This window comes from Micropruina sp. (assembly GCF_027492755.1).
GTDB lineage: Bacteria > Actinomycetota > Actinomycetes > Propionibacteriales > Propionibacteriaceae > Micropruina.
The window spans coordinates 12425-36085 of the sequence record NZ_JAPUED010000177.1; the positions used below are offsets into that span (position 1 = coordinate 12425).

Here is a 23661-nt window from a genome sequence, read left to right on the forward strand (position 1 = left end):
TTCAGGCGCCGGTCAGTCCGCGGGTCAGGGTGAGCAGCGCGGTGTGGGTGGCCTCGATGGCCTGGTCGACCTGCGGGTAGCCGACGAAGCGGCCGTCGCTGAGGTGCGACTGGACCATCGGAATCGCCACCGCCACGTTGGACACGATCATGCCGAGGGTGACCAGCACCTCGGTGATCGCCGACGCCGCCCGGGTGCCGCCGCTGACGCCGCCGTAGCTGGCGACGGCGACCGGCTTGCCCCGCCATTCGGCATTCAGGTAGTCGAGGGCGTTCTTCAGCGCCGCGTTGAACGAGTGGTTGTACTCGGGCATCACGATCAGGTAGGCATCGCCGCGGCTGATGGTGGCGCTCCACGCCCTGGTGTGCTCGTGTTCGTAGCGGCCCAGCCGCGGGTGGTGCGGCTCGTCGAGCAGCGGCAGGTTGACCTCGGCCAGGTCGACCACCTCGATCTCGAAGCCGCCGTGAGCGTTGAACCGCTCGACGATGTAGTCGGCGACCGAGCGTCCGACGCGACGCGGGCGGGTGCTGGCGACGATGACCTGCAGGGTGGGATTGGGCACGTCCGGAGCCTTCCTTGAAATCTCAACCACGGTACCGTGAGCGACTCGGAGAGTGCCGCGTCGCTCGCTGGTTGAGCTTGTCGAAACCGAGTGGTCTGACGGTGGTGGGTCTCGGCAAGCTCGACCGGCGGGGTCGAGCTCGACCAGTGGTGGCCGGGGCTCAGCCGTCGACGTCGGCCAGGTGATGCTCCAGGTCGTGCAGGAAGTAGGAACCCAGCGTGGCGACGGTGAACAGCGATCCGTTGCTGCGGGTGCCTTTGCGTTCCCACTGACCGGCACGGACGGCGGCGAAACCCGCGGCGATCTGCTCGGCGCCGCGTGCATAGTCCTCGGCGACCTCGGCCGGATCCTCGGCGTAGTAGCGGCCGTCACTGGCGGCGGCGTCCTGATCCCAGTCGGCGAAGGTGGGGTTGTCCTCGGTCAGCAGCTGGTCGAGCCGGCCGGCGAAGACCCGGCAGACGTCGCGGACGTGGCAGCCGTACTCCAGCGCCGACCAGCGTTCGGGCCGGGTCCGGGCGGCCACGTCGTCGCGGTTCAGCACCGCCCGCCAGCGCGGAACGGTGGCCCGGACACGGGACGCGATCTCGTCCGACGGCGGCGGCGTCCAGCCGCATTCGGGGCAGCCCTGGGCGATCACCCAGGTCCAGTCCTTGGAGTCGGCGGGAAGAACGGGCGGCTCGGCGGTCACCTCAACCTGCCACGGCGAAGGTCGCGGTGAACGAGGCGCTGTCCAGCACGTGGGCGAGCAGGTTGAACCGGCAGGCCGCGCTGGTGGCGCCCTCGGGGACGCCGAGTTCGGCGACGTCCAGGGCGTACACGGTGAAGACGTAGCGGTGTGCCGGGCCGGGCGGGGGACAGGGGCCGCCGTAGCCGTCGTAGCCGTAGTCGTTCTGCCATTCCCGGGCCGCTGCCGGGAGCGCCGCGCCGGCGTCCAGCGCGGTGACGTCCGCGGGGATGTCGAAGGCGATCCAGTGCCACCAGCCGCTGCCGGTCGGGGCGTCCGGGTCGTAACAGGTGAGCGCGTAGCTCGAGGTGTCCTCGGGTGCCCCCGACCAGCGCAGGTCGGGGCTGACGTTCTGGCCGCCGCACGAAGGTTCGGCGTAGGTGGGCTCGATGGTCGAGCCGGCTGGGATGGCGTCGCTGCTCAGTTCCATGACGTCACATTAGTGCTGCCGGCCGGGCCCACTAGCCTGATGCCTCATGGAGTGGGTGGAGGTGCTGGCGGGCAGCCGGATGATCGTGGAATTGCCGGTCGGCGACTCCGACGACCTGGTGGCCGCCGGCGAGGTGCTCGTCCAGGAAGGGCTGTCGGCCTGGACCGTCCCCTTCGAGCGGCGCGCCGAACTGATCGGACTGCGCGAGGTCTTCGGACGCCGGGTGCGGCTGGGGGTGAGCAACCTGCGCAACGCCGATCAGGTCCGGCTGGCTGCCGGGCGCGGCACGGCCGACCTGCTGCTCTCGCCGTTCGCCTCCGCCGAGTTGGTGGACGCCGCGGAGGGAGTCCCGGTCGTCCTCGGTGGCCTGACGCCCGCGGAGGTGGCGACCGCGCTGGAGCTCCGGCCGGCCGCCGTCCAGGTGATTCCGTGCGACGCGCTGGGTTCCCTGTACGCTCAGACGCTGACCGCGATGTTCCCCGGTGAACCGCTGATCGCCACCGGCAAGCTGGAACGCTTCCAATGCGAGATGTGGCTGGAGGCCGGAGCGTTGGCGGTGTGCCCGGTGGGCGCCTTCGGTGCCGACGACATCACCGAGGCCGACCTGTCGGGGCTGCGTCATCGCTGCCAGGGTTATCGCTTGGATTGAGCGGTGGGCCCGGCTGCCCGGCGGCGGCTGTCGTCGGGGTGCGCCGTCCGGGTCTGCACGGGTGGGGGCGCCTCGATTTGGGGTGAGACCAATCCTTAGAGTAACTTTAGAAATCGTCCTAGATTTCTCAGGAGGTTGTGCCGTATGTACCAGCCGCGACGGGCCGGGGGCCCCGCTGCCACCGAGTCGCACCTGGAAGAGGCACCAGAAGCTTCGAAGCCGAGTCGCCGTGGTTGGCACCTGAATGCCACCGACCGGATCGGTGCCGCGTTCCTCGGCCTCGCCGTCACGGCGACCGCCGGTGCGCTGGCGATGTCAGGGACGGCCGTCGCCGCCCCGATCGCGGCACCGATGACCACGCCCGACGTGTCGGGCCGCGATGCGGCCGCCGTCTCGCGTGACGTGTCGCGTCCGCAGATCGCCGCCGAGGACACCCTCGCCGTGGCGGCCGCCAGCAAGGCGGTGAAGAGCCCCACGCTGCAGCCCACCCGGACGATGTACGCCAAGGACAAGGTGACGGCGGTCTCCGCCCCGGCGTCCGGCGCGTCGAAGGTGGCCGGCCTGGACGCGGCCGACAAGGTGGTCGTCACCCCCGAGGTCAACGGCAAGTACCGCATGGTGCGGGTGAAGAACCGCCAGGCGTGGGTGCTGAGTTCGGCGCTGTCCAACTCCAAGCCGTCGCCGAAGCAGGTGGCGGACGCCAACGCGCCGGCCGCCAAGCGCAAGGTGCCCAAGGGTTCGGTGCTCGGCCTGCAGCCCGAGGCGATGACGGTCTACCGCGCCGTGATGGCCCGCTGGAACGTGAAGAACGTCGGTGGCTGGCGGGCGCACAGCCTGTCGGTGCACCAGTTCGGCCGGGCGATCGACTTCATGACCTACTCCGACACCTCTCAGGGCAACGCGATCCGCGACTTCCTGGTGGCGCACGCCAAGGAGTTCGGGGTCGACCACATCATCTACCGGCAGCAGATCTGGACGCCGTACCGGCCGACCTGGCGGCACATGGCGGACCGGGGCAGTGCGACCGCCAACCACATGGATCACGTCCACGTGGCCGTCAAGGATCGCTGACCTTCCCACGTTCGTCCTCCACGTTCAGCGGGCGGGAGATTCCGCCCGCTGGGAGTGACCAGCCCGGATCACCTGGTTAGGCTGCGTGCCATGCAGACACCCGTTGATCCCACCACGACCCAGGCCTGGACACGGCTCCAGCAACTCCACGACGGGCTCGTCCCCGATCTGCGCGGCGCCTTCGCCGCCGATCCGGAGCGTGCCTCCCGGTTCTCCTTCACCGCGGCCGACCTCTATGTCGACCTGTCGAAGAACCTGATCGACGACGACATCCTGAACGCTCTGATCCAGTTGGCCGATGAGACCGGCGTGGCCGCGCATCGCGACGCGATGTTCAGCGGCGAGCACATCAACGTGACCGAGGACCGCGCCGTCCTGCACACCGCGCTGCGGCGTCCCAAGGGCGACGTGCTCGAGGTGGACGGCGTCGACGTCGTCGCGCAGGTGCACGAGGTGCTCGACTCGATGTACGCCTTCGCCGAGCGGGTCCGCTCGGGCGAGTGGGTCGGCGTCACCGGCAAGAAGATCAGCACCATCGTCAACATCGGCATCGGCGGCTCCGATCTCGGCCCGGTGATGGTCTACGAGGCGCTCAAGCCCTACGTCACCCCCGGCCTCGAGGCCCGCTTCGTCTCCAACATCGACCCCACCGACGTGGCCGAGAAGACCAAGGGCGTCGACCCCGAGACGGTGCTGTTCATCGTCGCGTCCAAGACCTTCACCACGCTGGAGACCCTGACCAACGCGCGGCTGGCCCGCGAATGGCTGCTCAACGCACTGACCGAGTCCGGCGCCATCGACGGCTCCGACGAGCAGCGCGCGGACGCCGTCGCCAAGCACTTCGTCGCGGTCTCCACCGCACTCGACCGGGTCGAGGCGTTCGGCATCGACCCGGCCAACGCGTTCGGCTTCTGGAACTGGGTGGGTGGCCGCTACTCGGTCGACTCCGCCGTCGGCCTGCCGCTGATCCTGACCCTCGGCCCGGACAACTTCGCCGACTTCCTGGGCGGCTTCCACGCCCTCGACCAGCACTTCGTGACCACCGAGCCGGCGAAGAACGTCCCGCTGCTGATGGGTCTGCTGAACATCTGGTACGTGAACTTCATCAAGGCCAAGTCGCATGCGGTGCTGCCCTACGCGCAGTACCTGCACCGGTTCGCCGCCTACCTGCAGCAGTTGACCATGGAGTCCAACGGCAAGGGCGTCCGGCTCGACGGGTCGCCGGTGACCACCGAGACCGGTGAGGTCTTCTGGGGCGAGCCGGGCACCAACGGCCAGCACGCCTTCTACCAGCTGATCCACCAGGGCACCCAGCTGATCCCGGCAGACTTCATCACGGTGGCCAACCCGGCCCATGCCTTGAAGGACGGCGACGTCGACGTCCACGAGCTGTTCCTGGCCAACTTCTTCGCCCAGACCAAGGCGCTGGCCTTCGGCAAGACCGCCGATGAGGTCCGGGCCGAGGGGACGCCGGAGGCGATCGTCAGCGCCCGGGTGTTCGAGGGCAACCGGCCCACCACCTCCATCATGGCGCCGGCGCTCACCCCGTCGGTGGTCGGCCAGCTGATCGCGCTGTACGAGCACATCACCTTCGTGCAGGGTTCGATCTGGGGTATCGACAGCTTCGACCAGTGGGGTGTCGAGCTGGGTAAGCAGCTCGCCCTGCAGATCGCGCCCGCCGTCGCCGGCGACACCGCCGCCCTCGACGCGCAGGATCCGTCGACCAAGAACTTGGTCAGCTACTACCTGCAGCACCGCTCCTGAGACCCCGACGAGCCGCCGCCGCGCATGTTCCGGCGGCGGCTCGTCGGCGTCCGGTTCCCGAGCGCGCCACCCCGGAGCGTGAGCGCGACAGTCTCAGCGGCCTAGGCACTAGACTGCACCAGGCGTGGCGAGGCAATCGGCTTCGCCCTGAAATCGGAGGTCCCGTCCATCCATGACCGTGGCCCAACTGGCAGCTGACCGTGGGCTGCACCGGGTGGGGGCGCGTCCTCCCCTGGCTTCCTATCTGAAGCAGACCTGGGCCCGTCGCCAGTTCATCGTCAAGATGGCGCAGTTCCGGCTGCGGGCCGATCTGGACGACAACCGGCTGGGCGTCGTGTGGCTGCTGCTGCAGCCGGTGCTGAACGCCATCGTCTACGGCACCATCTTCTACTTCCTGCAGAGCGACCGGCGGCCGACCGACTACGTGGCGCACGTGGTGATCGGCGTCTTCCTGTTCCAGTTCTTCTCCAAGAGCCTGTCCGACGGAGCCAAGTCGATCACCGGGAACCAGTCGCTGGTGCAGTCGTTGGCCTTCCCCCGGCTCACCCTGCCGCTGGCCGAGGTGATGGAGCACTTCCTGTCGCTGCTGCCCTCCATGGGGTTGCTGCTGCTGATCCTGCCGCTGCTCGGCCACCCACCGGCCTGGAGTTGGCTGCTGCTGGTGCCGCTGCTGGCGCTCTACACACTGTTCAACGCGGGCATCGCGATGATCGCCGCCCGGCTCACCGTGCATGTGCGCGACCTGACCCAGGTGTTGCCGTTCATCTCGCGGATCCTGTTCTACACCTCGGGCGTGTTGTTCGACGTCAACCGGATCTTCGACTCCCACCCGTGGGTGATCGCGGTGTACGACTTCCACCCGCTCTACCAGGTGCTCACCATCGCCCGTCACTCGCTGATGGGTGGCTCGTACAACCCGTACTACTGGCTGTACTTCTCGCTCTACGCGGTGATCACCTTCGTGGTGGGGCTGGTCTTCTTCTGGGTCGCCGAGGAGAGGTACGGACGTGACTGAAGCCGCCTTGACGCTGGACCCGAACCGCCGTCCCGCGGTGATGGTCGACGAGTTGCACGTCGTCTACCGCGCCTACGGCAGCGGCAAGGTGGCCCGCAACACTCAGGGCGGGTTGTTGTCGCGCACCCGGCGCGGCGTCCGCGAGGTGCACGCCCTCAAGGGGGTGTCGTTCGTCGCCTACGAGAACGAGTCGATCGGTGTGATCGGGTCGAACGGTTCGGGCAAGTCGACGCTGATGCGCGCCATCACCGGGCTCACCCCGCCCGAGTCCGGCGCCGTCTATGCCTCCGCCCGGCCCAACCTCCTCGGCGTCGGCGCGGCGCTGATCCCGAACCTGTCGGGCGAGCGCAACATCGTGCTGGGCGGCCTGGCGATGGGTTTCTCCTCCAAGGAGATCGGCGAGATGCGCGACGACATCGTCGCCTTCTCCGAGCTGGAGGAGTTCATCGACCTGCCGATGAAGACGTACTCCTCGGGCATGCAGGCCCGGCTGAAGTTCGCCATCGCCGCGGCGCGCCATCACGAGATCCTGATCGTCGACGAGGCGCTGGCCGTCGGCGACCGGCGCTTCCGGCAGCGCAGCGAGGCCCGGATCCGGGAGATCCGCGATCAGGCCGGGACGATCTTCCTGGTTTCGCATTCGATGAAGTCCATCCGCGACACCTGTGAGCGGGTGCTGTGGCTGAATAAGGGCGTGCTGATGATGGACGGCCCCAGCGACGAGGTCGTCAGCGCCTATGAGGAGTCGAAACGTTGATGTCGGAGGACGCGATGAGTGACCAGGAAGCCCAGCCGAGCGCCACGGCGCCCGAGCCGACGGTGACGGTCGCCACCCCGCCCAAGACCGCCGAGGCGGAGCAACCGGTACGGATGCCGCGCTCTTTCGAGTTCGCCGGCGCGGTGATCGGGGAGCGTCCGCTGGCCCGCTGGCTGGTGCCGGTGTCCGAGCTGGTCAACCGCCACTTCCTGGTGGCGACCGTGGCGTTGTGGGTGGTGCTGGTCGTCTCGGCGCTGCTGGGCTGGCTGTGGCCGGCCGTCGTCGCTTACGGACTGGCCGCGTTCATCGACTACCTGGCCAGCCGCGAGTTGCAGCGCGAGACGTTGCTGATGCGCCGGCTCGGCATGCCCAGCCACGTGCGGCTACTGCTCCGCGGCATCCTGCTGCTGGCCGTGCTGGCCAGGATCGAGCACCCGGTGGCCGCGCTGGCCTGGGCCGCGATGCTGCTGATCGTGCTGCTCGCCCAGTTGGTGCAGGTGGCCGGGACGGCCTGGCTGGCCTCCAAGCAGCCGCCGCTGATCTACCGGCCCGAGGGGCCGCAGCCGGCGTCCACCGTCGCCTTCGCCCGGCTGTACCGGCAGTCCAGCTGGATGCCGAAGTGGCTGGTCACCACCGATGTCGTCGCCGCGGTGCTGGTCGGCGTCGCGGCCACGCTGGGCCTGGGCTGGCTCATCGTGCTGCTGATCGGCATCGTCTTCGTCGCCGTGATCGCGGCGATCTCAGCCGGCTACGCCCGCCGGGTACGGCGGCTCGGATCGGAGGAGTCCCAGGCGAGGATCGCCCGCGAGGTGACCGACGAACTGGACGCCTTCGGCCCCGAAGCGGTCGTCTACATGTCCGCCGACGCGGGACAGTCGCAGTACATCCTCAATCAGTGGGTGCCCACCATCGAGAAGATCCACCAGCGGGCGTTCATCATGGTGCGCGAGGCCAGCCACCTCAAGCCGATCCGGCCCACCACGCTGCCGGTGGTCTACGCCCCCAGCACCCGGCACTGCGAAGAGCTCACCAGGCCGAGCGTCAAGCTGGCGTTCTACCTGGCCAACGCAGGGAAGAACGTCCACCTGCTGCGTGAAGCGCGGCTCAAGCACGTCTTCTTGAACCATGGCGACAGCGACAAGTCCACCTCGGCGAACCCGGTCGCCCGCGTCTACGACGAGGTCTGGGTGGCCGGTGAGGCGGCGGTGGAGCGTTACGAAGCGGCCGGCATCCACATGCCGCGCAAGCAGTACGCGATCGTCGGACGCCCCCAGGTCGAGTCGCTGCGGGTGGGGCCGCTGCCCGCGGGCGGCCCGTTCACCGTGCTCTACGCACCTACCTTCGAGGGCTACTACGAGGAGTCGAACTACTCCTCCCTGGAGCGGATGGGCCCGCAGATGATCGAGCGGATCCTGGCCCAGTACCCCGACGTCCGGGTGATCTTCAAGCCGCACCCGGCCAGCGGGGTGCAGCGTCCGGGCATGGTGGAGGCCCGGGTGGCGATCGTCGACCTGCTGGCCAGGCATCCCGGCAATCATCTCTACGTGGGTCCCGAATCGGAACTGACCCTGTACCAGTGCTTCGACATGGCCGACGCGATGATCTCGGACATCTCCAGTGTGGTGACCGACTTCCTCTACACCGAGCGGCCGCTGGTGACCACCAACCCGCGGCGGCTGTCCCGGGAGCTGTTCTTCCACACCTTCCCGACCCAGCGCGCCTCGTACATCATGGAACGCTCGCTGGAGAACTTCACCGCCGTGATGGACGACGTGGTGAACGGCGACAGCCAGCGCGCGCAGCGGCTGGAGATCAAGCGCTGGGTGCTCGGTGACCATCCGCACGGCCCGACTGCCACCTTCGTGGCCGAGTCCGACCGGTTGACCGCCGAGGCGGTCGCGCACGCGGCCAGCATTCGCAACGAGTTCCGGGTCAAGTCCTGAGCCGGGTCACCGCCGATTGAGCTTGTCGAACCAGGTGCCCCAGGCTCAGTCGGTGACGGCCGGCAGCTGGTCGATGACGCGGACGTGGTGGCCGTCGAACCAGCCCGCCACGGTTTCCTTGCTGGCGTCGCCCGAGCGAGCCTTCTTGAACGCCTTGCCGCTCTTGCCCCAATGGTGGACCAGCACGTCCTCGTAGTCGCGGACGGCGCTGACCTGGAGACCGTCGCGCAGCAGGCGGGCCTCCAGCGCGGTCACCGACCACCACCACTGGAACTGCTCGTCGAGGCCGTCGCCCCAGGCGTCGCGGTCGACGAGCAGGCAGAACCCGTCGCTGCGCGGCCAGGGGCCGCTGGTGACGTAGCGCAGGCCGGTCGCGCCGCGCTCGTGCACGGCCAGCATCCGCCGCAGCCAGTCAGGGTCGCGGACCTCGGTGTCGGTGTTCAGCAGAAGGATGTGGCTGGCGTCGCGGGGCGCCATCGCGACACCGATGTTGCAGCCCTCGGCGAAGAAGGTGTTGCGGTCCAGCAGGGCCAGCCGGTTGACCCGGCCGAGGAACCGCATCGCCGTCCAGAACAGTTTGGTCTTGCGCCCGCTGTTGTTGTCGACCACCACCAGTTCGTAGTCGACGCCACGCGTCGTGCGCAGGCTCTTCAGCATCTTCCTGGCGTACGACAAGGCGTTGTAGCTGACCACGATGATGGCCACCTTCGGCGGCGCGGCGGAGGCGTCGGACATGACGTCGAGGCTAGCAAAATCCGTCATGCGGTCAGTGCCCGGTCAGCGTGGACGGGCGGATCCGCGCCGCACCCGCACCCAGCAGCACGACGGCGTCCGGATCGTGCCGCTCCAGGGCGACCCGGGTCAGCGCGTGGCTCGGCAGCGGCTGGAAGTCGCCCGCGGTGACCACGGCCACGGCTTCGGCGAAGCGTGCCGAGTAGGTGCCGATCAGCTCACCGGCCAGGTCGGACCAGCCGGCGGCGCGCAGGGCGCCGGCGTCGATCACGCAGGCCCGGACGTCCGGCACCTGTCGGCCGTGCCCGCAGCGCCGATGCGCGGACGCCACGAAGGCCAAGGCCCGACCCGGGTCGTCACCCTGCCGGGCGGAGACCCGGCGGATCAGCACCGACAGACTCTGCCGGGCACGGCGGACGTCGAGTTCGGCGGCCAGGCCGGCCGCCGACGTGGGGGCGTCGAACAGTTCCGCCGGGTCGTCGCGCAGCACGGTGTCGGAGGTCAGTACCAGGGCGCGGGTGGCGTCCGGCAGGGCATCCAGCACCGCGGCCATGGCCAACTCCTGGCCCTGAGGCGCGGGCACGACGTGGACGCCGTCGCCGAGGTCGGCTTCCGCGCCCACCACGATCACGTCGTAGCCGGCGGCGTGCCGGGAGACCGACTCCAGCAGCCGGCGCAGCGGCTTGCTCGCTCGCGGTGCGTTGATCACGATCACCCGGGCACCGACGCTCGGCAGGGTGACCTGCGGAAGCGGCCGGCGTCCGAAGCCGAAGGCACCCAGGAACTCCTGCGCGGCGGCGACATCGGGTGCGCACAGCTCGCGCCAGCGTCGGTAGACCTCCGCTTCGTCGGTGTGCTGCGCCAGCAGCGGCAGCATCGCGGCGAGCTTGTCCAGGATTCCGTGGCGGATGCGCTCGTAGGCCGCGTCGTCGATGCCGATCAGGCCGCCGAAGCGAGGGTCGCTGGGATTCTTCGGACGGAAGTCGACCCGGCAACCGACGGAGCGGGCCGGCAGATAGCTGTGCAGCCGGCTGGTGCTGACTTCGGCGTATTCGGCGTGGTAGCGCTGCACCCATTCGCGGGCCAGCGCCAGATTCTCGGCCAGCGGCAGCGGACGGATGTCACCCACCGACTGCTCGATCTGCTCGCCCTCCTCGGGCGCCTCCTGAGCATCGATGTAGGCGGTGCCGGTGCGCTCGTCCGGGCCGGTGCGGGCGAATACGGTGTCGACCGTGGTGGTGATGCAACCGGAGAAGAACGCCGGGACGCCCGCGGCGTCCAGCAACGCCACCGTCTGCCAGTCGCGGCAGCCGATCGGCGCCCACCGCCGCAGGTAGTCGATGGCGTCGGGGGTGAGGGCGTCCGGCTTGTTCAGGTGGAACGACACGAACAGCGGTCGCAGATTGGGATGGAACGGCAGGTTGTAGCCGCCGGAGAACGTGGGATGCAGGTACCAGCCGAACATCACCGCCCAGGTCGGCGCGGGAAGATCCTGATAGACGCTGCCGTCGCGCTGCACCTCGACCAGCTGAATGCGCGCTGGCGGCCCCTCGATCAGCCGCTCGGGCTTCACCGTGCCTCGCAGCGAGCGCATGGCCGCGACCAGTTCGGGATCACCGTCGAACTCGAAGCCCTGCCGGCGGACGAGGTGGCCCAGGCTGGCCAGGGTCTGGATGTAGTCACCGACGTTGCGGGAGGCGTTGTCGGGCTGCTTGTAGTCGAGCACCCCGAAGCGGAAGTCGGCTTCCAGGTCGGGTTGGGGTGCCCGGCGGAAGCCGTCGGTGAACCAGCTGCGCAGCCGGGCGAACTCGCTCGCCCAGTAGTCGGTGAGTTCTCCGAAACCGCCGGTCTCGGCGACGTCGGCGGTCAACCGGGCCAGCGGCTCATGACCCACCGAGAAGGCATGACGGGCGAGCACCAGCGCGGGATAGCCGGTCAGTGAGTCGGGTGCCTCGCCGACCAGGGCGGTGCAGCGTGCGGCGCAGCCGTCCGGATCGGCACCGAAGCCGGCGATCGCGTACTCGGGGCAGGCCGCGCCCCGCAGCTCGACGTCCTGCACCGCCTCGAACTCGGCCCATGCCTGCGCCGGCGTCGAGGTGGCCAGATGGCACAACCCGAGCACCGCCCGGCCGGCCTGGGCGGTCGCCGGCTGCTGGAGCAGCCCGTACCCCAACTGCAACGCCTCCGCTGTGGAATCAGCGGCCAGCGCCCCACGGGCGACGGACAGGGCGGCACGGCCTGGCGGCTCACCCGTCGCCACGCGTTGCCGGTAGCGGGCGGTCGCGTCGGATTCAGCGGACGGCGGCGTCACCGGTGGCACCGTCCCCCGGGCGCCGACCAAGGTGGCCAGCGCGCGGCGTCCCCGCCCCAACGCTTTGCGCCACGGCGATGACGTCACCACGCGGTGGCCCTTCAGTTCGGAAGCTTCATGGTGCCGACACTCTTGTCGTCACCGGCGGCCGGCGTGGTGATCAGCGCCGAGGACGCCGCCCCGCGGCCGATCAGCGAGCCGTTGATCCGGATGTACACGCCCTTGCGCGGGGGCAGCCCACGCAAGGTGAACTCGCCGGCGCTGTTGGTGGCGAACTGCGACACCACTTCGCGGTCCTTCGTCCAGCCCGTGCGGGCGGCCACGAAGACGTCACGCACCGGCTTGCCGTTGCTGCCCTCCACCTTGCCGGTGAGGATGCTGCCCTGACCGATGCTCACCGTGTCGGCGGTCACCGGGGTGTTGCCGAGCTTGGCCTTGACCACGGTGCCCTCCTCCCGGGCGTATGCGGTGCCCTTGGTGTTCACCCACTGAGTGGTGTAGTTGCCGCTGCCCACGTAGGCGAGCTGCACGTAGTAGTCGCCGGGGCGCACTTCGAGCTTGTACTTGCCCGAGGTCGAGACCGGAACCTGGGCGTTCACGTCGCCGGACGACTTGGAGTAGGCCACCGCCACGTAGTCGGCGAGCGTGCTGCCGCCGGCGCCGGTCACCGTGCCGGAGATGAAGCCCTTCGGCGAACGGGTCTTCGCCATGATGGCCTCGGTGCGGTCGGAGACCGCCACGGTGGTCACCTTGCCCTTGGCATCGGTGAAGTTCTGCACCATCCGGATCCGGAGGTAGTAGTTGGTGTTGGAGCTGAGCTTGGTGACCTTGCCGGAGGTGCCGGTCAGACTGGCATAGCCGTCATGATCGGTCATCTCCTGGTTCTCGGCCCAATAGACGCGGAACAGGTGCTTGTCGGCGTCATAGCCCTGCGGTGCCTTCCAGGACAGGCTGATGCTCTCGTGATCGGTGTCGGTGGCCTTGAAGCTGGTGGGCTGGTCGTACATCGGGGTGGTGGTGCCGTCCGGCAGCTTCACCGTGGCCGGGTTGGTCGACTTGGTGGACTTGGCGCTGGAGTAGCCGCTCATCCGGATACCCGGCAGGTCGGTGTTGCCCGCCACCGGAAGCCGGTTGGCCACCGTGAACTTGTAGCTGACACCCGGCTTCAGCCCGGTGAACACCGCCGAGCCGTCGAAGCCGTACTGGTACTTGGTCTTCTCGCCCTTGGCTTCGGCCCGCAGCACATAGCCCGGGGAGCCGGTCACCGTGCGCCAGGTGATCTCCATGCTGGTCTTGGTCGGGTTGACCGCTTGGATCGCGATCGGCGCCTTGTAGGAGAACTTGGACGTCTTCACCTTGACCGCCGAACTCACCGCGCCGGTCGAGGTGCCGCTGCTGGAGGCGGCGCTCCAGGGCTGGACCCAGACGTAGTAGGTCTTCGAGGTGCTCAGTGCCGACAGCGTCAGCGGGGATCCGGTCACATACTTCGACGAGGCCTTCGATCGGCTCGAGCTGGTGCCGTAGTAGACCCGGTAGGCGGCCGGCTTGCCGTCGGAGGGCGCCTTCCAGGTCACGGTGACGCCGTTCGAACCCGAAATGGCCTTGGCGGAGACGCTGGTGGGTTTGCCGAGCGCCGCGTTCGCCCGCGGCGTGGGAGCGACCACGCTGAGGGCGAATGCGAGGGTGCCGATGATCGCGACGATCAGGCTGCGGTGGCCCAGTCTCATTGTTGTGCTGCGGTTCGTCACTTGCAGGCCCTGTTCCCTTGGTTCAGTTCGTTCCAGCCGGCCTGGTAGACGCCGATCGCCCGGCGCATGTCCTCGGCGGTGGCGTTGTTGGCGCGGCGGGTGTCCATGGTGATCACGTGCTCTTCGCTGTAGCGCAGCCCGGACGTGGTCATGTTGGCGGTGCCGAACAGAGCCCGGCCGGCGTTGCTGGTGGCCGGGGTGATCAGGATCATCTTGGTGTGGATCGGCACCTTGGTGCAGCGCACCATGGTGGTGGCGTTGTACTTCTTCAGCACCTTCACCACGTCCTTCGACACGGTCTGCGCACCGCCCTGCTGGGAGAGCAGGATCTTCACGTCACAACCCCGGTTCTTGAGGCTGACCAGGGATTTCACCATGATCGTTGCCCGCGTGATGGTGAGCCGGTACATCGCCACCCGGATCTTGTTGTCGACCAGGCAGTCGACGTCGTTGAACTGCGCCGAGTAGTAGTCGTCGACGTCCTTCGGCTGTGGACTGAACGAGACCGAGGTGCCGCGGCCCGAGTCGGTGTAGTGCCGGTAGAGGGTGTCGATCCAGATGCCGCGGTCCTTCTTCAGCGTCGGCTTGACGTCGCCGACGGTGACGAACTTGCCCTTCTTGCAGTCGGCCGAGCCGGTGGTCGAGCCCGAGCAGATCTTCATGTTCTGGTAGCGGGCGGAGAAGTTGTCGTACAGCTTCTGGTCGCCGTAGATGAGGGACGCCTCCTGCCAGTAGGTGCGCACCTGGCTGCGGGCGAACTGACCCGACGACGAGAACACCGCGGGATGCTTCTTGTCGTCGCCGGCCCAGAGGGTGTCCGAGATCGTCATGAACTTCTCGTGGTTGATCGCGTACGGGTACACGCTCGACTTGTTGGTGTTGAAGCAGCCGTTGTAGCACCAGTAGATCTTGGCGATCTTGCTGCTGACCAGTCGCTTGACGATGTTGGATTTCGCCGAGGCCGGGGTGATGCTGCCGCCGTCCATCACGAAGCCGATGTTGACGTTGCGCTTCTTCTTCACGTACTCCATCGCGCGCCAGATGATCTCGCTGTCGGACTCCGGCCGCTCGGTGGTGCCGATCGCCCGGATGAAGTACATGCCGATCATGATCGTGGCGTTCTTCTTGGCGCCGCAGACGATCTGGGCCATCCGGTTGGCGTAGCTCCAGGGCGACTGGTTCTTGGCGTCCAGGTAGCCCCGGTACTCCATGTCGTCGGTGTTGAACCAGGCCTCGAACGCACGTGGCTCCGAGGTCAGCGTCGGGCACTCGCTGAGGTCCTGCGGGACGGCCTGCGCCTCACCGGTGTTGTCGTCCATGGTGAACGAGATGGCGCCCGCCGGGGTCGCCACGATCGCGGTGAGCAGCGTGGCGACGCCCAGCATCGCGAGTAGGCGTTGTTTCCAGTTGGATCGGTTGGCCGAGAACGGCATCCATACCCCCGAGTTCGTCACACCGGCGAGAACTCGCCGGGGCGCGGCGAAATTCAGCGGTGCCTTTGATTAGGATTTCCCTGAGGATGATAACCCAGGAAGCCGTGGGCTCCCGCTTCGCCACTTCGTACCCCGGTACTGTGGTGGGCCCGAGGATTCCAGGGTGCACACCGCGCCCGTGTGACGAAGGGTGGCCTCGATGCGTTACCGCCGACTAATCGCCGCGTTGCTGATCGGCACGCTGTCGGTGCTCGCACTGGGGGGCACTCGGGCCCGTGCGGCCGATGACTATCTGGTCGGCAGCGACCCCCAGCCGCGCCAGGAACTGTCCGAGGTGCCCGGCTGGGTCACCCTCGCCTTCCGCACCAAGGCCAGCGCGAAGCTCGCCAAGATCCTGGTGTTCGACGCGGGTGGTCGCAACGTGACCACCGGCGCCCTGATCGTGGAGGGCACCAACGTCACCAGCCAGTTGGACTTCGACCTGCCCAAAGGCACCTACAGCGTCTACTACCGCACCAGCGACACCTCCGGTAAGCCGCGCGGCGGCGCCTTCCAGTTCGCCTACGGCAAGGGCAATTGGACGCCGCTCGACAAGGAGGTCTGGGTCGGCGAGGAGGAGCAGCCGCCGGTACTGGCCAATCCCGATCCCAACGCGACCGAGCCGGCGAAACCGGGCGAATCCACGCCGGCCACCCCGTCGACCCCCGGCACTTCGCCCAGTGAGCCGACGGCGACGCCGCAACCGTCGGTTTCTCCGACCGCCACCGCACCCGCCGAGCAGCCGGCGGCGTCCGACAACTCGGCAGCCGGCTGGCTGGTCGCCGGCGGCATCGTGGTGGCCGGGCTGATCGGCTGGGGCGCGGTGCTGATGGTGCGTCGCAACCGCGCCGGCGACTGACCCTCGCCCGCGGTCAGGACGGCTCGGCCCAGCCCTGGGCGTCGAGTTCGTTGTAGAGGCCCGACCAGCGGGCGACGCACGACTCCGGCGTGAACGGCCGGACGGCCGGCACGGTGCCCGAGGAGAGCCGGGCGAGCAGTCCGGGTTCAGTCAGGCATCGGACGATGGTGTCGGCCATCGCCCGCTGATCGCCGTAGGGCACCAGGAAGCCGTTGACGCCGTCCTCGATGATGTCGGAGGGACCGTACCGCAGGTCGTAGCTGACCACCGGGCAGCCCAATGCGAAGGCCTCCTGCAGGGTGAGCGGTGCGCCCTCGTACTTGCTGGTCATGATGCACAGCCCGGCCCGGCGGTAGACGCCGTGCGGATCGGTGGTGAACCCCGCCAGCGTGACCGACGAACCCAGGTTGAGCTGTTTGATCTGCTCGGTCAGCTGGGTCAGCAGCGGGCCCCGGCCGTAGATCTCCAGCCGGGCCTCGGGCAGCAGGCGGTGCACCCGCGCCCACGCCCGCAGCGCGTGGTCTATCTGCTTCTGCGGATCGAGCCGGGCCATCATCACCACGAGATTCGGATCCCGTTCCACCGTCTGCTCGGGCGACACCGCGGGGGCCGCGTGCGGCACCACCCGGAAGTTCGCCTGCTTGCCGTACACGGCCTCGGCCTCGGCCCGCTGGGTGTCGGTGAGGAAGACGGTGGCGTCCACCTCGTCGCGGTGGGCGAACAAGGCCTGATAGCTGGGCCGGATCCGTTTGATGTTGTCGTAGGGAGCCCGGACGTGGGTGTTGTGCAGCACGAACAGCCGCTTCACGTTGGGACGGCGATAGGACAGCATCCACGGATCGACGTCGCGGGCCTCGGTGCAGATGAAGGCGCGCCGTCCGGCCAGGTAGTTGTCCAGGCAGCTGTGCAGGATCTCCTCGTACCCGCTCAGCACCCGGCTCGGCCGGCCCTCGGTGTCGAACAGGGTGACCTGCTCGATGTAGTGGCGTCCGGTCTCGGGCTCGGTGACTCGCCACAGGTTGAAGTGCGGGGTGCCGTCGTTGCGGTAGTAGATGTCCTGCCGCGGCCGGTTCTGCACCAGGTCCATGTAGACGGTGCGCCGGATGGTTCCGTCGAGCCGGAACTCGTCCCGCCTGGTGCGGTTGCGGTTGACGGTGAACCAGTCCCGGACGATCAGCCGGCCGGCGTAGTCGAAGCGCTTGTAGATCCGGTAGACGCCCTCGTCGTCGTAGAACCGGTAGAGCTCCTGGTCGGCGTCCTTGATCGGGTGCAGGCCGGGTTCGTCCAGCTGATGGCTGACCGGCGGGCCGACCCGGGTGCTGTCGTCCGGCAGGTAGTCGAGGAGGTTGACGGTGGTGATCCCCTCGATGAGCGAGCCGCGTTGCCGGAACAGCTGGGTGACGTCGTCCAGTTCGGAGGAGTGGTTGAAGGTGAGTACCGCCGAATCGACTCCGGCCAGTTCTTTGAACAGCCGGGCCTTGGCGAAGATCGACGACGTCCGGCCGGCGAAATTCCGCGGCAACCCGCCCACCGCGAAGAGGTAGAGCGCATCCGGGAACGGTTGCATCGGTGGTATCGGATCGGATCGCTTGGTCAGTGCCGGGCCGCTGGGGCTCGATGTGGGTGCCTTCTCCTTCGGTGGCCGGGCCTGCGCCGGGGCGCCGGTGAGCGCTCGCCACGCCGCACGTCCCCGCCCCGCCGCGGCGCGCATGATGCGATCCATCGATACCTCTCCGACTGCTGCGATACTTGAGTCCGCCCCAGCCTGCCACGTCGATGCCCGTGCGGCAGTCCGGGACGCGGATTCTGCGAGGAGGACATCGGTGAGGGTCATCACCTACGGCACGTTCGATCTGTTTCATGAGGGTCACCGCCGGCTGCTGGAGCGTGCGAAAGAGCTCGGCGACTACCTGATCGTGGGTGTCACCACCGATAACTACGACGATTCCCGCGGCAAGCTGAATGTGCGGCAGAGCCTGATGGATCGCATTCGCAATGTGCAGGACAGCGGTCTCGCCGATGAGATCATCATCGAGGAGTACGAGGGCCAGAAGGTCCAGGACATGCAGAAGTACGCCGTCGACATCTTCGCGATCGGCTCGGACTGGCTGGGTAAATTCGACTACCTCAACGATTACTGCCAGGTCGTGTACCTGGACCGCACCAAGGGTGTCTCGAGCACCCAGTTGCGCAATGAATCGGGCGGCGTGATGCGGGTCGGCATCGTGGGCGCCGGACGGATCGCGGCACGCTTCGTGGCCGAGGCGCGCTACGTCAGCGGGGTCAGCGTCGAAGCCGTCTACACCAGGAACTACGACAAGGCGAAGGCGTTCGCCGAGCGCTGCGAGCTGCAATGGGCCAACGAGACCTTCGAGCACCTGCTGCAGCATGTGGACGCCATCTACATCGCCTCGCCGCACGCCAGCCACTACGACTACGCCAGGGCGGCGATCGAGGCCGGCGTCCATGTGCTGTGCGAGAAGCCGATGACGCTGAGCAAGCAGCAGACGACGGAGCTGTACGAGCTGGCCGCGTCTCGCGAGGTGGTGCTGGTCGAGGCCATCAAGACCGCGTTCGCGCCCGGCTTCCAGCGCATGGTGGCGGTCGCCCGGATCGGCACCATCGGCACCGTCCGATCGGTTGACGCCACTTTCACCAAGTTGGTCCACGAGGGGCGCGAGCTGCACGGCGAGGACGGCGGCAGCATCTCCGAGCTGGCCACCTATCCGCTGCTCGCCATCGTCAAGCTGCTCGGCACCGATTACGTCGACGTGCGTACCTACTCGTATCGGCCCGAGGGCAGCGAGGTCGAGTTGTATTCCCGCATCGACATCGTCTACAAGCATGCGATCGCCTCGGCCCGCACCGGTATCGGGGTGAAGGCCGAAGGTGAACTGGTGGTGGCCGGCACCAAGGGCTATGTCTATGTGCCCGCGCCGTGGTGGCTGACCGAGTACTTCGAGGCGCGCTTCGAGAATCAGGCGCACAACAAGAAGTACTACTACAAATTCGACGGCGACGGCCTGCGTTACGAGCTTGCCGAGTTCGCCTGGATGATCCGCAATCAGACCCCGGAATCGTTCAAATTGCGCACGGCTGAATCGATCGCGATCGCCGATATCATCGAGCGGGCCCGTTCGCAGGCCACCATCTTCAACTGAGGAAACATATGGCGTCGCGGATCGACTTCTACAAGCGTGCGGTCTATCTCACCCTCCGGCGTATCAACGACAATCCGGACTCGGTGCTGCACAAGGTGTACCGCACCACTCTGCTGGGCTCGCGCCGCCTGGTCAGCCTGGTCGCCCGCAAGCCGGTCGCCTGGGTCGCTCAGCTGCAGAGCGCGCGCTGGCTGAACGACCACCAGTTCGAGATCACCGGTTTCGCGTTCGAGCGGGGGATCGGATTCCCCGATCAACCGCCGGTGGTGCGGGTCTGGCTTGCTGGGCCGCGTCGGCTGCGGGTGCCGGCGACGGTCGAGTTCCGCCGTGACCTGGCGGCCAGCGGGCGGACCAAGGACAGTGACTTCGACTACTCGAACACGGGTTTCCGCGCCGTGTTCGACCTGCGTGGCCTGTTCGGCGGCGAGCCGATGCAGTTGTGCGCACAGGTCAGCGTTTTCGGGCGCGGACGCACCCGCACCGGAGGCTTCGAGAAGCGTTTCGGCGGCGGCTCGGCCAAATTCCCGTCCGCTCGGGCGCTGGACGGCGTCCAGGTGGTGCCGCGCTGGGTGGCCGACGAGGGCCTGGTCATCGACGTCCGCAAGCCCGCCGCGACGCTGGGTTCGCTCGAGTTCTCCGGCCGCCGGATGCTGCTCGAGGTGCGCGGGGAGGGCCTGACCGGCGGTGAGTTGGTCAACGAGACCGGCGTGGTCCCGCTGGCCGCGGCGAGCGAAGCGTCCGGGGTGCTGCGGCTGGAGGGTGAACTGCCGCCGCCGGCGCCGTCCACCACCACCGGTGCGGGACTGGTCGCCGAGGACGTGGACGGGTTGCACGGATGGGTGCGGCACGCCTGGTACGAGGCGTGGGTCACCGACCGTGACGGCCGTCGGCTGCAGGTGGCCGTGAACCGGCCGGGTCCCGAACTGGGCGAGGGCGGTGAACTGAGCGGTTACGTCGCGGACGGGTGCCTGCTGGTCCGTGACACACCGGTGTCGTTGCTGGTTTCGTCCGTGGCGTTCGAGACCGAGCCGGAGTTGGGCGTCCGGGTCGCCGGGCGGGTACGGGGCGATGCCACCGGCGCGTCGCTCCAGTTCGTCGGCGCCCATCAGACCCTTCCGGCGACACTGCGGGTGGAGGACGGACGGTTCGAGGCGTTCTGCCCGCTGATGAGCAGCACCTGGGGCAGGCCCCCGTTGCCGCCCCAGGCGAGTGCGTACACACTGCGCGGGCTCACCGCCGACAACGAGTGGTTCTGGATCGGCACCGACAGCGACCTGATCGACCAGTTGCCGCGCGAGACCCAGCACCCGCTGTTCCGCTTCCGGTTCCAGGTGGACGGCGGACGCCGGCTGCAGTTCCGGGTGAAGGCGCCGCGGGCCGACGACGAGCTGGGCTTCTACCACCAGCGGGTCCTCGAGGAGGAGTACCGCAACACCACCTTCGAACCCGAGGACAGCGTCTTCTTCGAGTCGTTCTACGGGCGTTCGGCCGCCTGCAACCCGCGGGCGCTCGATGCGCTGATCGCCGCCGAGCATCCGGAGCTCACCCGCTACTGGGGTGTGGTGGACAACTCGGTCGGGGTGCCGCCGGGCGCCGTCCCGGTGGTCTACAACACCCGGGCCTGGTGGAACGCCCGAGGTCGTTCCCGATGGGTGATCGCCAACGACTGGCTGCGGGTCAAATTCGCCCACCAGCCCCATCAGGTGGTGCTGCAGACCTGGCACGGCTCGATGTTCAAGCGGATCGGCCTCGACCGGCCCGGCTTCGATCCGATCCAGGAGCGGGCGCTCAAGAAGGAGCGGGACAAGTGGGATCTGCTGCTCAGCCAGAACCGGCACAGCAGCGAGATCTTCCGTTCGGCCTATGCCTGGGAGGGGCCGATCCTCGAGGAGGGCTATCCCCGCAACGACGCGCTGGCCGGCGGTGACGGCCGTCCGATCCGGGAACTGCTCGGGATCCCGCTGGACGACACGGTGGTGCTGTACGCGCCGACCTGGCGCGACGACCAGACCAAGGCCGAGTTGCTGCTCGACGTGGCCGCACTCGCGGCCGAACTCGGTGCGGGGTACACGCTGCTGCTGCGGGGGCACACCCGCACCCACGAGATCAGCGAGGCGGTGACCGCCGAGCATCTGCTCGACGTGACCACCTATCCCGACATCACCGAGCTGTTCCTGGCCTCCGACATCCTGATCACCGACTACTCCTCGGTGATGTTCGACTTCTCGGCCACCGGGCGTCCGATGATCTTCTTCGTGCCCGACCTGGACGACTACCGCGATTCGCTCCGCGGGGTGTACTTCGACCTGGAGGAACTGGCGCCCGGACCGGTGGTCTACGACCCGGCGCTGGTCGCCCCGGCGGTCCGCTCGGCAGCCGCTGATCGCGTCGATTCCTACGCCGCGAAGTACGACCAGTGGCAGGCCCGGTTCAACCCGCACGACGACGGCCAGTCCGGACGGCGGGTGCTGGCCCGGTTGTTCGCCACCGACCCGCCCCGGCTGCACTCGTCGTCCGCCGACCCGGAATAGCCCTCCCTGGGGAAGTGCTGATCCAGTCACGTCATCCCGGGCTCCGACCCGGGATCTCAGGTGGGAGAGATCCCGGATCAGGTCCGGGATGACGATCGAGGGCCCGGCGGACCCGATGGGTGGGGGTCAGGGCAGGTAGGCGGTGATCCGCACCATGTTGTGATCGGACGGCGGGGTGCCGTTGAACTTGCCGGCGTCGTCGACGTCCACCACGGTTTCCCACTCGTTGACCCGGACGCCGCGCGACACATAGATGTAGTCGATCACGGAGCCGTTGGTGTAGACCGATTTGGGAGCCGTCGCGGCCAGGTTGTTCTTGGTGTTGAACTCGGTGCCGATCCGGTGTTCCACGATCGCCGAACGGTCGGGGACCGTCGACTTGTAGGTGTTGCCGAGCGGGTCCAGGTAACCGGCATCGGTGATCACGTCGTAGGGCGCATTACTCGGCGAGGTGTACTTGTTCGTCTTGAAATCGCCCAGGATGATCACCGGCAGCCCGGACCTGTTCTGCTTCTTGATCGTGTCCACCAGCTCGCGGGTCTGCGCGGCGCGGGTGTTGTGATGCAGGCTGGAGCCCACGCTGTCGTCCCGCGGATCCAGGTGGGTGTTGACCACGAAGAAGTGCTTGTCGGTGGAGCGTTGCCGAAGTTCGGCCCAGGCCAGGAAACGCGTGGTGTCGTCGGGCGCCTGGGCGTCGAACTCGAGCGAACCCTGACGCACGGCCGCGATCCGGTCGGAGTTGTAGATGATCCGGACGTCGTGGGAGGCGCCGCGATCCTTCGGCTTGCAGTTGTTGGGACTGGTCGACTTCTCGCAGTTGTAGCGGTAGGAGTTGGTGATCGCGTACCGCGAGCCGAGCAGGTCGAGCAGGTCGTCGAACTGGGCCTTGTCGGTGCCGTCCGCGGCGCGCGTCAGCCCCTGGGAGCTCTCCTGGGTGCCGAGTACGTCCAGGTCCTGGGCCTTGATCGCCTGCACCAGGGTGGAGCGGCGCTTCGCCCACGGGTGGCTGGAGGAACAGTTGGCGCAGAGGATGTTGTAGCTGGCGGCCCGTAGCGGTGCGACCACGCTGCCGGCGGTCGTGGACGCCTTGAGCGAGGTGCTGAAGGTGGTGGTCGTCTTGCCGTTGGTCGACTTGGCCCGCAGCTTCACCCAGTAGTCGGTGTCCTTCTTCAACCCGGTCAGCTTCAGCCCGGTGTCCTTGGTGCTGACGTACTTCGCGCCGGACAGGCTGGAGTTGGCGGCGTACTTCACCTGGTAGCTGCCGATGCCGGAGCGCGCCCGCCAGGCGAGGGTGAGTGAGTCGGAGTTCCGGGCGACCAACTGCAGTCCGCCCGGGGTGAGAGTGACATAGCTGCTGCCCTTGCCGCGGGTGACCACCTCACCGGTCTTGCCGTAGGGGCTGAGCAGGTCGCCGGTCGTCTTCGCGACGGCGACCGCGACGTAGTAGCGGGTGCCGGCCTTGAGGCCGCTCAATTCGGCTTCGGGTTCGGTGGTGGTGAGGTACTTCGGCGAGCTGAAGGTCTTCGTCGTGGAGTACTTCACCTTGTAGCGCGGGGCGCCCCACACGGGCGTCCAGGAGATCGCGGACGCGGTGGTCGACCGCACGCCGCCGGCCGGTGCGCCGGGCGCCACCCAGGCGCCGATCGCCTGAGTCGGTGGGCTGAGCAAGGTGACGGCCGCCAGGGTGAACGCGGCCACAGCGAGGCTGAGAAGGCGACGGCTCATGCCCGCACCGCCTTGGGGCGCGGGTGCCGATCGACAGAGGGGTTCGGGTAAACAGAGGGGTTCGGGTAAGGGGTGGCGTCATGGGTAACGGGGGGCATGACAGTCTCCTCTTCTGGGACGGGAACGGCTCCCGGTCGACGAGCAGGTCGTCGACGCGGGATAGGGGGACGGTCCTCGGTCGGGGAAGAACCGGCCAGCCCTGACGGA

Annotated in this window: 18 protein-coding genes; 9 read left to right on the plus strand and 9 right to left on the minus strand. The window is 68.1% G+C overall.

Annotated elements, in window-relative coordinates:
- Position 1: 1 nt before the first annotated feature.
- From Q0066_RS12280 to Q0066_RS12290, 3 genes are all read right to left on the minus strand, one after another.
- Entirely contained in the window at positions 2-562 is a 561-nt protein-coding gene (locus Q0066_RS12280) for an NADPH-dependent FMN reductase (protein WP_298133286.1), read from the minus strand.
- Between the two features lie 160 nt (positions 563-722).
- Positions 723-1250 (minus strand): DinB family protein, encoded by a 528-nt coding sequence (locus Q0066_RS12285; protein ID WP_298133288.1) that lies wholly within the window; start codon positions 1248-1250, stop codon positions 723-725.
- Position 1251: 1 nt separating this feature from the next.
- On the minus strand, positions 1252-1716 hold the full coding sequence (locus Q0066_RS12290) for a YbhB/YbcL family Raf kinase inhibitor-like protein (RefSeq protein ID WP_298133289.1): 465 nt from the start codon (positions 1714-1716) through the stop codon (positions 1252-1254).
- 46 nt (positions 1717-1762) lie between these two features.
- On the opposite strand from Q0066_RS12290, the gene Q0066_RS12295 reads away from it, so the two are divergent.
- From Q0066_RS12295 to Q0066_RS12320, 6 genes are all read left to right on the plus strand, one after another.
- Positions 1763-2365 carry a hypothetical protein gene (locus Q0066_RS12295; protein WP_298133291.1) on the plus strand — a complete coding sequence of 201 codons (603 nt, stop codon included), beginning with the start codon at positions 1763-1765 and terminating at the stop codon, positions 2363-2365.
- A gap of 144 nt (positions 2366-2509) precedes the next feature.
- On the plus strand, positions 2510-3436 hold the full coding sequence (locus tag Q0066_RS12300; RefSeq protein ID WP_298133293.1) for a hypothetical protein: 927 nt from the start codon (positions 2510-2512) through the stop codon (positions 3434-3436).
- Positions 3437-3526: 90 nt separating this feature from the next.
- The gene (gene pgi / locus Q0066_RS12305; protein ID WP_298133295.1) at positions 3527-5200 is read left to right on the plus strand and encodes a glucose-6-phosphate isomerase; all 1674 of its coding nucleotides are present in this window, start codon (positions 3527-3529) and stop codon (positions 5198-5200) included.
- Between the two features lie 172 nt (positions 5201-5372).
- Positions 5373-6215 carry an ABC transporter permease gene (locus tag Q0066_RS12310; protein WP_298133297.1) on the plus strand — a complete coding sequence of 281 codons (843 nt, stop codon included), beginning with the start codon at positions 5373-5375 and terminating at the stop codon, positions 6213-6215.
- Positions 6208-6972: an ABC transporter ATP-binding protein gene (locus tag Q0066_RS12315; protein ID WP_298133299.1), complete on the plus strand. Its 765-nt coding sequence runs from the start codon at positions 6208-6210 to the stop codon at positions 6970-6972. Before Q0066_RS12310 ends, Q0066_RS12315 begins: the two co-directional genes overlap by 8 nt.
- A 14-nt stretch (positions 6973-6986) precedes the next feature.
- Positions 6987-8915: a CDP-glycerol glycerophosphotransferase family protein gene (locus Q0066_RS12320; RefSeq protein WP_298133300.1), complete on the plus strand. Its 1929-nt coding sequence runs from the start codon at positions 6987-6989 to the stop codon at positions 8913-8915.
- Between the two features lie 45 nt (positions 8916-8960).
- On the opposite strand, the gene Q0066_RS12325 is transcribed toward Q0066_RS12320, so the two are convergent.
- The 4 genes from Q0066_RS12325 to Q0066_RS12340 are packed head-to-tail and all read right to left on the minus strand — an operon-like array spanning position 8961 to position 15091.
- Complete coding sequence (locus Q0066_RS12325; RefSeq protein ID WP_298133302.1) at positions 8961-9650, minus strand: glycosyltransferase; 690 nt, start codon at positions 9648-9650, stop codon at positions 8961-8963.
- 31 nt (positions 9651-9681) lie between these two features.
- Positions 9682-12048, minus strand: coding sequence for a hypothetical protein (locus Q0066_RS12330; protein ID WP_298133304.1), 2367 nt, complete (start codon positions 12046-12048; stop codon positions 9682-9684).
- A gap of 11 nt (positions 12049-12059) precedes the next feature.
- Positions 12060-13685, minus strand: coding sequence for a fibronectin type III domain-containing protein (locus Q0066_RS12335; RefSeq protein ID WP_298133306.1), 1626 nt, complete (start codon positions 13683-13685; stop codon positions 12060-12062).
- Between the two features lie 17 nt (positions 13686-13702).
- On the minus strand, positions 13703-15091 hold the full coding sequence (locus Q0066_RS12340; protein ID WP_298133308.1) for a phospholipase D-like domain-containing protein: 1389 nt from the start codon (positions 15089-15091) through the stop codon (positions 13703-13705).
- A gap of 247 nt (positions 15092-15338) precedes the next feature.
- Between Q0066_RS12340 and Q0066_RS12345 the strand changes: the two genes are divergently transcribed.
- A complete protein-coding gene (locus Q0066_RS12345) occupies positions 15339-16037 on the plus strand; it encodes a copper resistance protein CopC (RefSeq protein WP_298133310.1) in 699 nt (232 codons plus the stop codon).
- A 13-nt stretch (positions 16038-16050) separates the two neighbouring features.
- Here Q0066_RS12345 and Q0066_RS12350 read toward each other — a convergent pair whose 3' ends face one another.
- Complete coding sequence (locus Q0066_RS12350; protein WP_298133312.1) at positions 16051-17604, minus strand: glycosyltransferase; 1554 nt, start codon at positions 17602-17604, stop codon at positions 16051-16053.
- Between the two features lie 256 nt (positions 17605-17860).
- Here Q0066_RS12350 and Q0066_RS12355 point away from each other — a divergent pair, with 256 nt between their 5' ends.
- Positions 17861-19198, plus strand: coding sequence for a Gfo/Idh/MocA family oxidoreductase (locus tag Q0066_RS12355; RefSeq protein WP_298133314.1), 1338 nt, complete (start codon positions 17861-17863; stop codon positions 19196-19198).
- Positions 19199-19206: 8 nt separating this feature from the next.
- Positions 19207-21729 (plus strand): CDP-glycerol glycerophosphotransferase family protein, encoded by a 2523-nt coding sequence (locus tag Q0066_RS12360; protein WP_298133317.1) that lies wholly within the window; start codon positions 19207-19209, stop codon positions 21727-21729.
- A gap of 126 nt (positions 21730-21855) precedes the next feature.
- On the opposite strand, the gene Q0066_RS12365 is transcribed toward Q0066_RS12360, so the two are convergent.
- Complete coding sequence (locus Q0066_RS12365) at positions 21856-23454, minus strand: fibronectin type III domain-containing protein (protein ID WP_298133320.1); 1599 nt, start codon at positions 23452-23454, stop codon at positions 21856-21858.
- Positions 23455-23661 lie beyond the last annotated feature (207 nt).

Coding starts and splice junctions, on each gene's coding strand:
- Q0066_RS12300 (WP_298133293.1), top strand. CDS start 2,510: ATGTACCAGCCGCGACGGGCCGGGGGCCCCGCTGCCACCGAGTCGCAC.
- Q0066_RS12310 (WP_298133297.1), top strand. CDS start 5,373: ATGACCGTGGCCCAACTGGCAGCTGACCGTGGGCTGCACCGGGTGGGG.
- pgi (WP_298133295.1), top strand. CDS start 3,527: ATGCAGACACCCGTTGATCCCACCACGACCCAGGCCTGGACACGGCTC.
- Q0066_RS12335 (WP_298133306.1), bottom strand. CDS start 13,685: ATGAGACTGGGCCACCGCAGCCTGATCGTCGCGATCATCGGCACCCTC.
- Q0066_RS12360 (WP_298133317.1), top strand. CDS start 19,207: ATGGCGTCGCGGATCGACTTCTACAAGCGTGCGGTCTATCTCACCCTC.
- Q0066_RS12350 (WP_298133312.1), bottom strand. CDS start 17,604: ATGCAACCGTTCCCGGATGCGCTCTACCTCTTCGCGGTGGGCGGGTTG.
- Q0066_RS12340 (WP_298133308.1), bottom strand. CDS start 15,091: ATGCTGGGCGTCGCCACGCTGCTCACCGCGATCGTGGCGACCCCGGCG.
- Q0066_RS12325 (WP_298133302.1), bottom strand. CDS start 9,650: ATGTCCGACGCCTCCGCCGCGCCGCCGAAGGTGGCCATCATCGTGGTC.
- Q0066_RS12365 (WP_298133320.1), bottom strand. CDS start 23,454: ATGAGCCGTCGCCTTCTCAGCCTCGCTGTGGCCGCGTTCACCCTGGCG.
- Q0066_RS12290 (WP_298133289.1), bottom strand. CDS start 1,716: ATGGAACTGAGCAGCGACGCCATCCCAGCCGGCTCGACCATCGAGCCC.
- Q0066_RS12345 (WP_298133310.1), top strand. CDS start 15,339: ATGCGTTACCGCCGACTAATCGCCGCGTTGCTGATCGGCACGCTGTCG.
- Q0066_RS12320 (WP_298133300.1), top strand. CDS start 6,987: ATGAGTGACCAGGAAGCCCAGCCGAGCGCCACGGCGCCCGAGCCGACG.
- Q0066_RS12295 (WP_298133291.1), top strand. CDS start 1,763: ATGGAGTGGGTGGAGGTGCTGGCGGGCAGCCGGATGATCGTGGAATTG.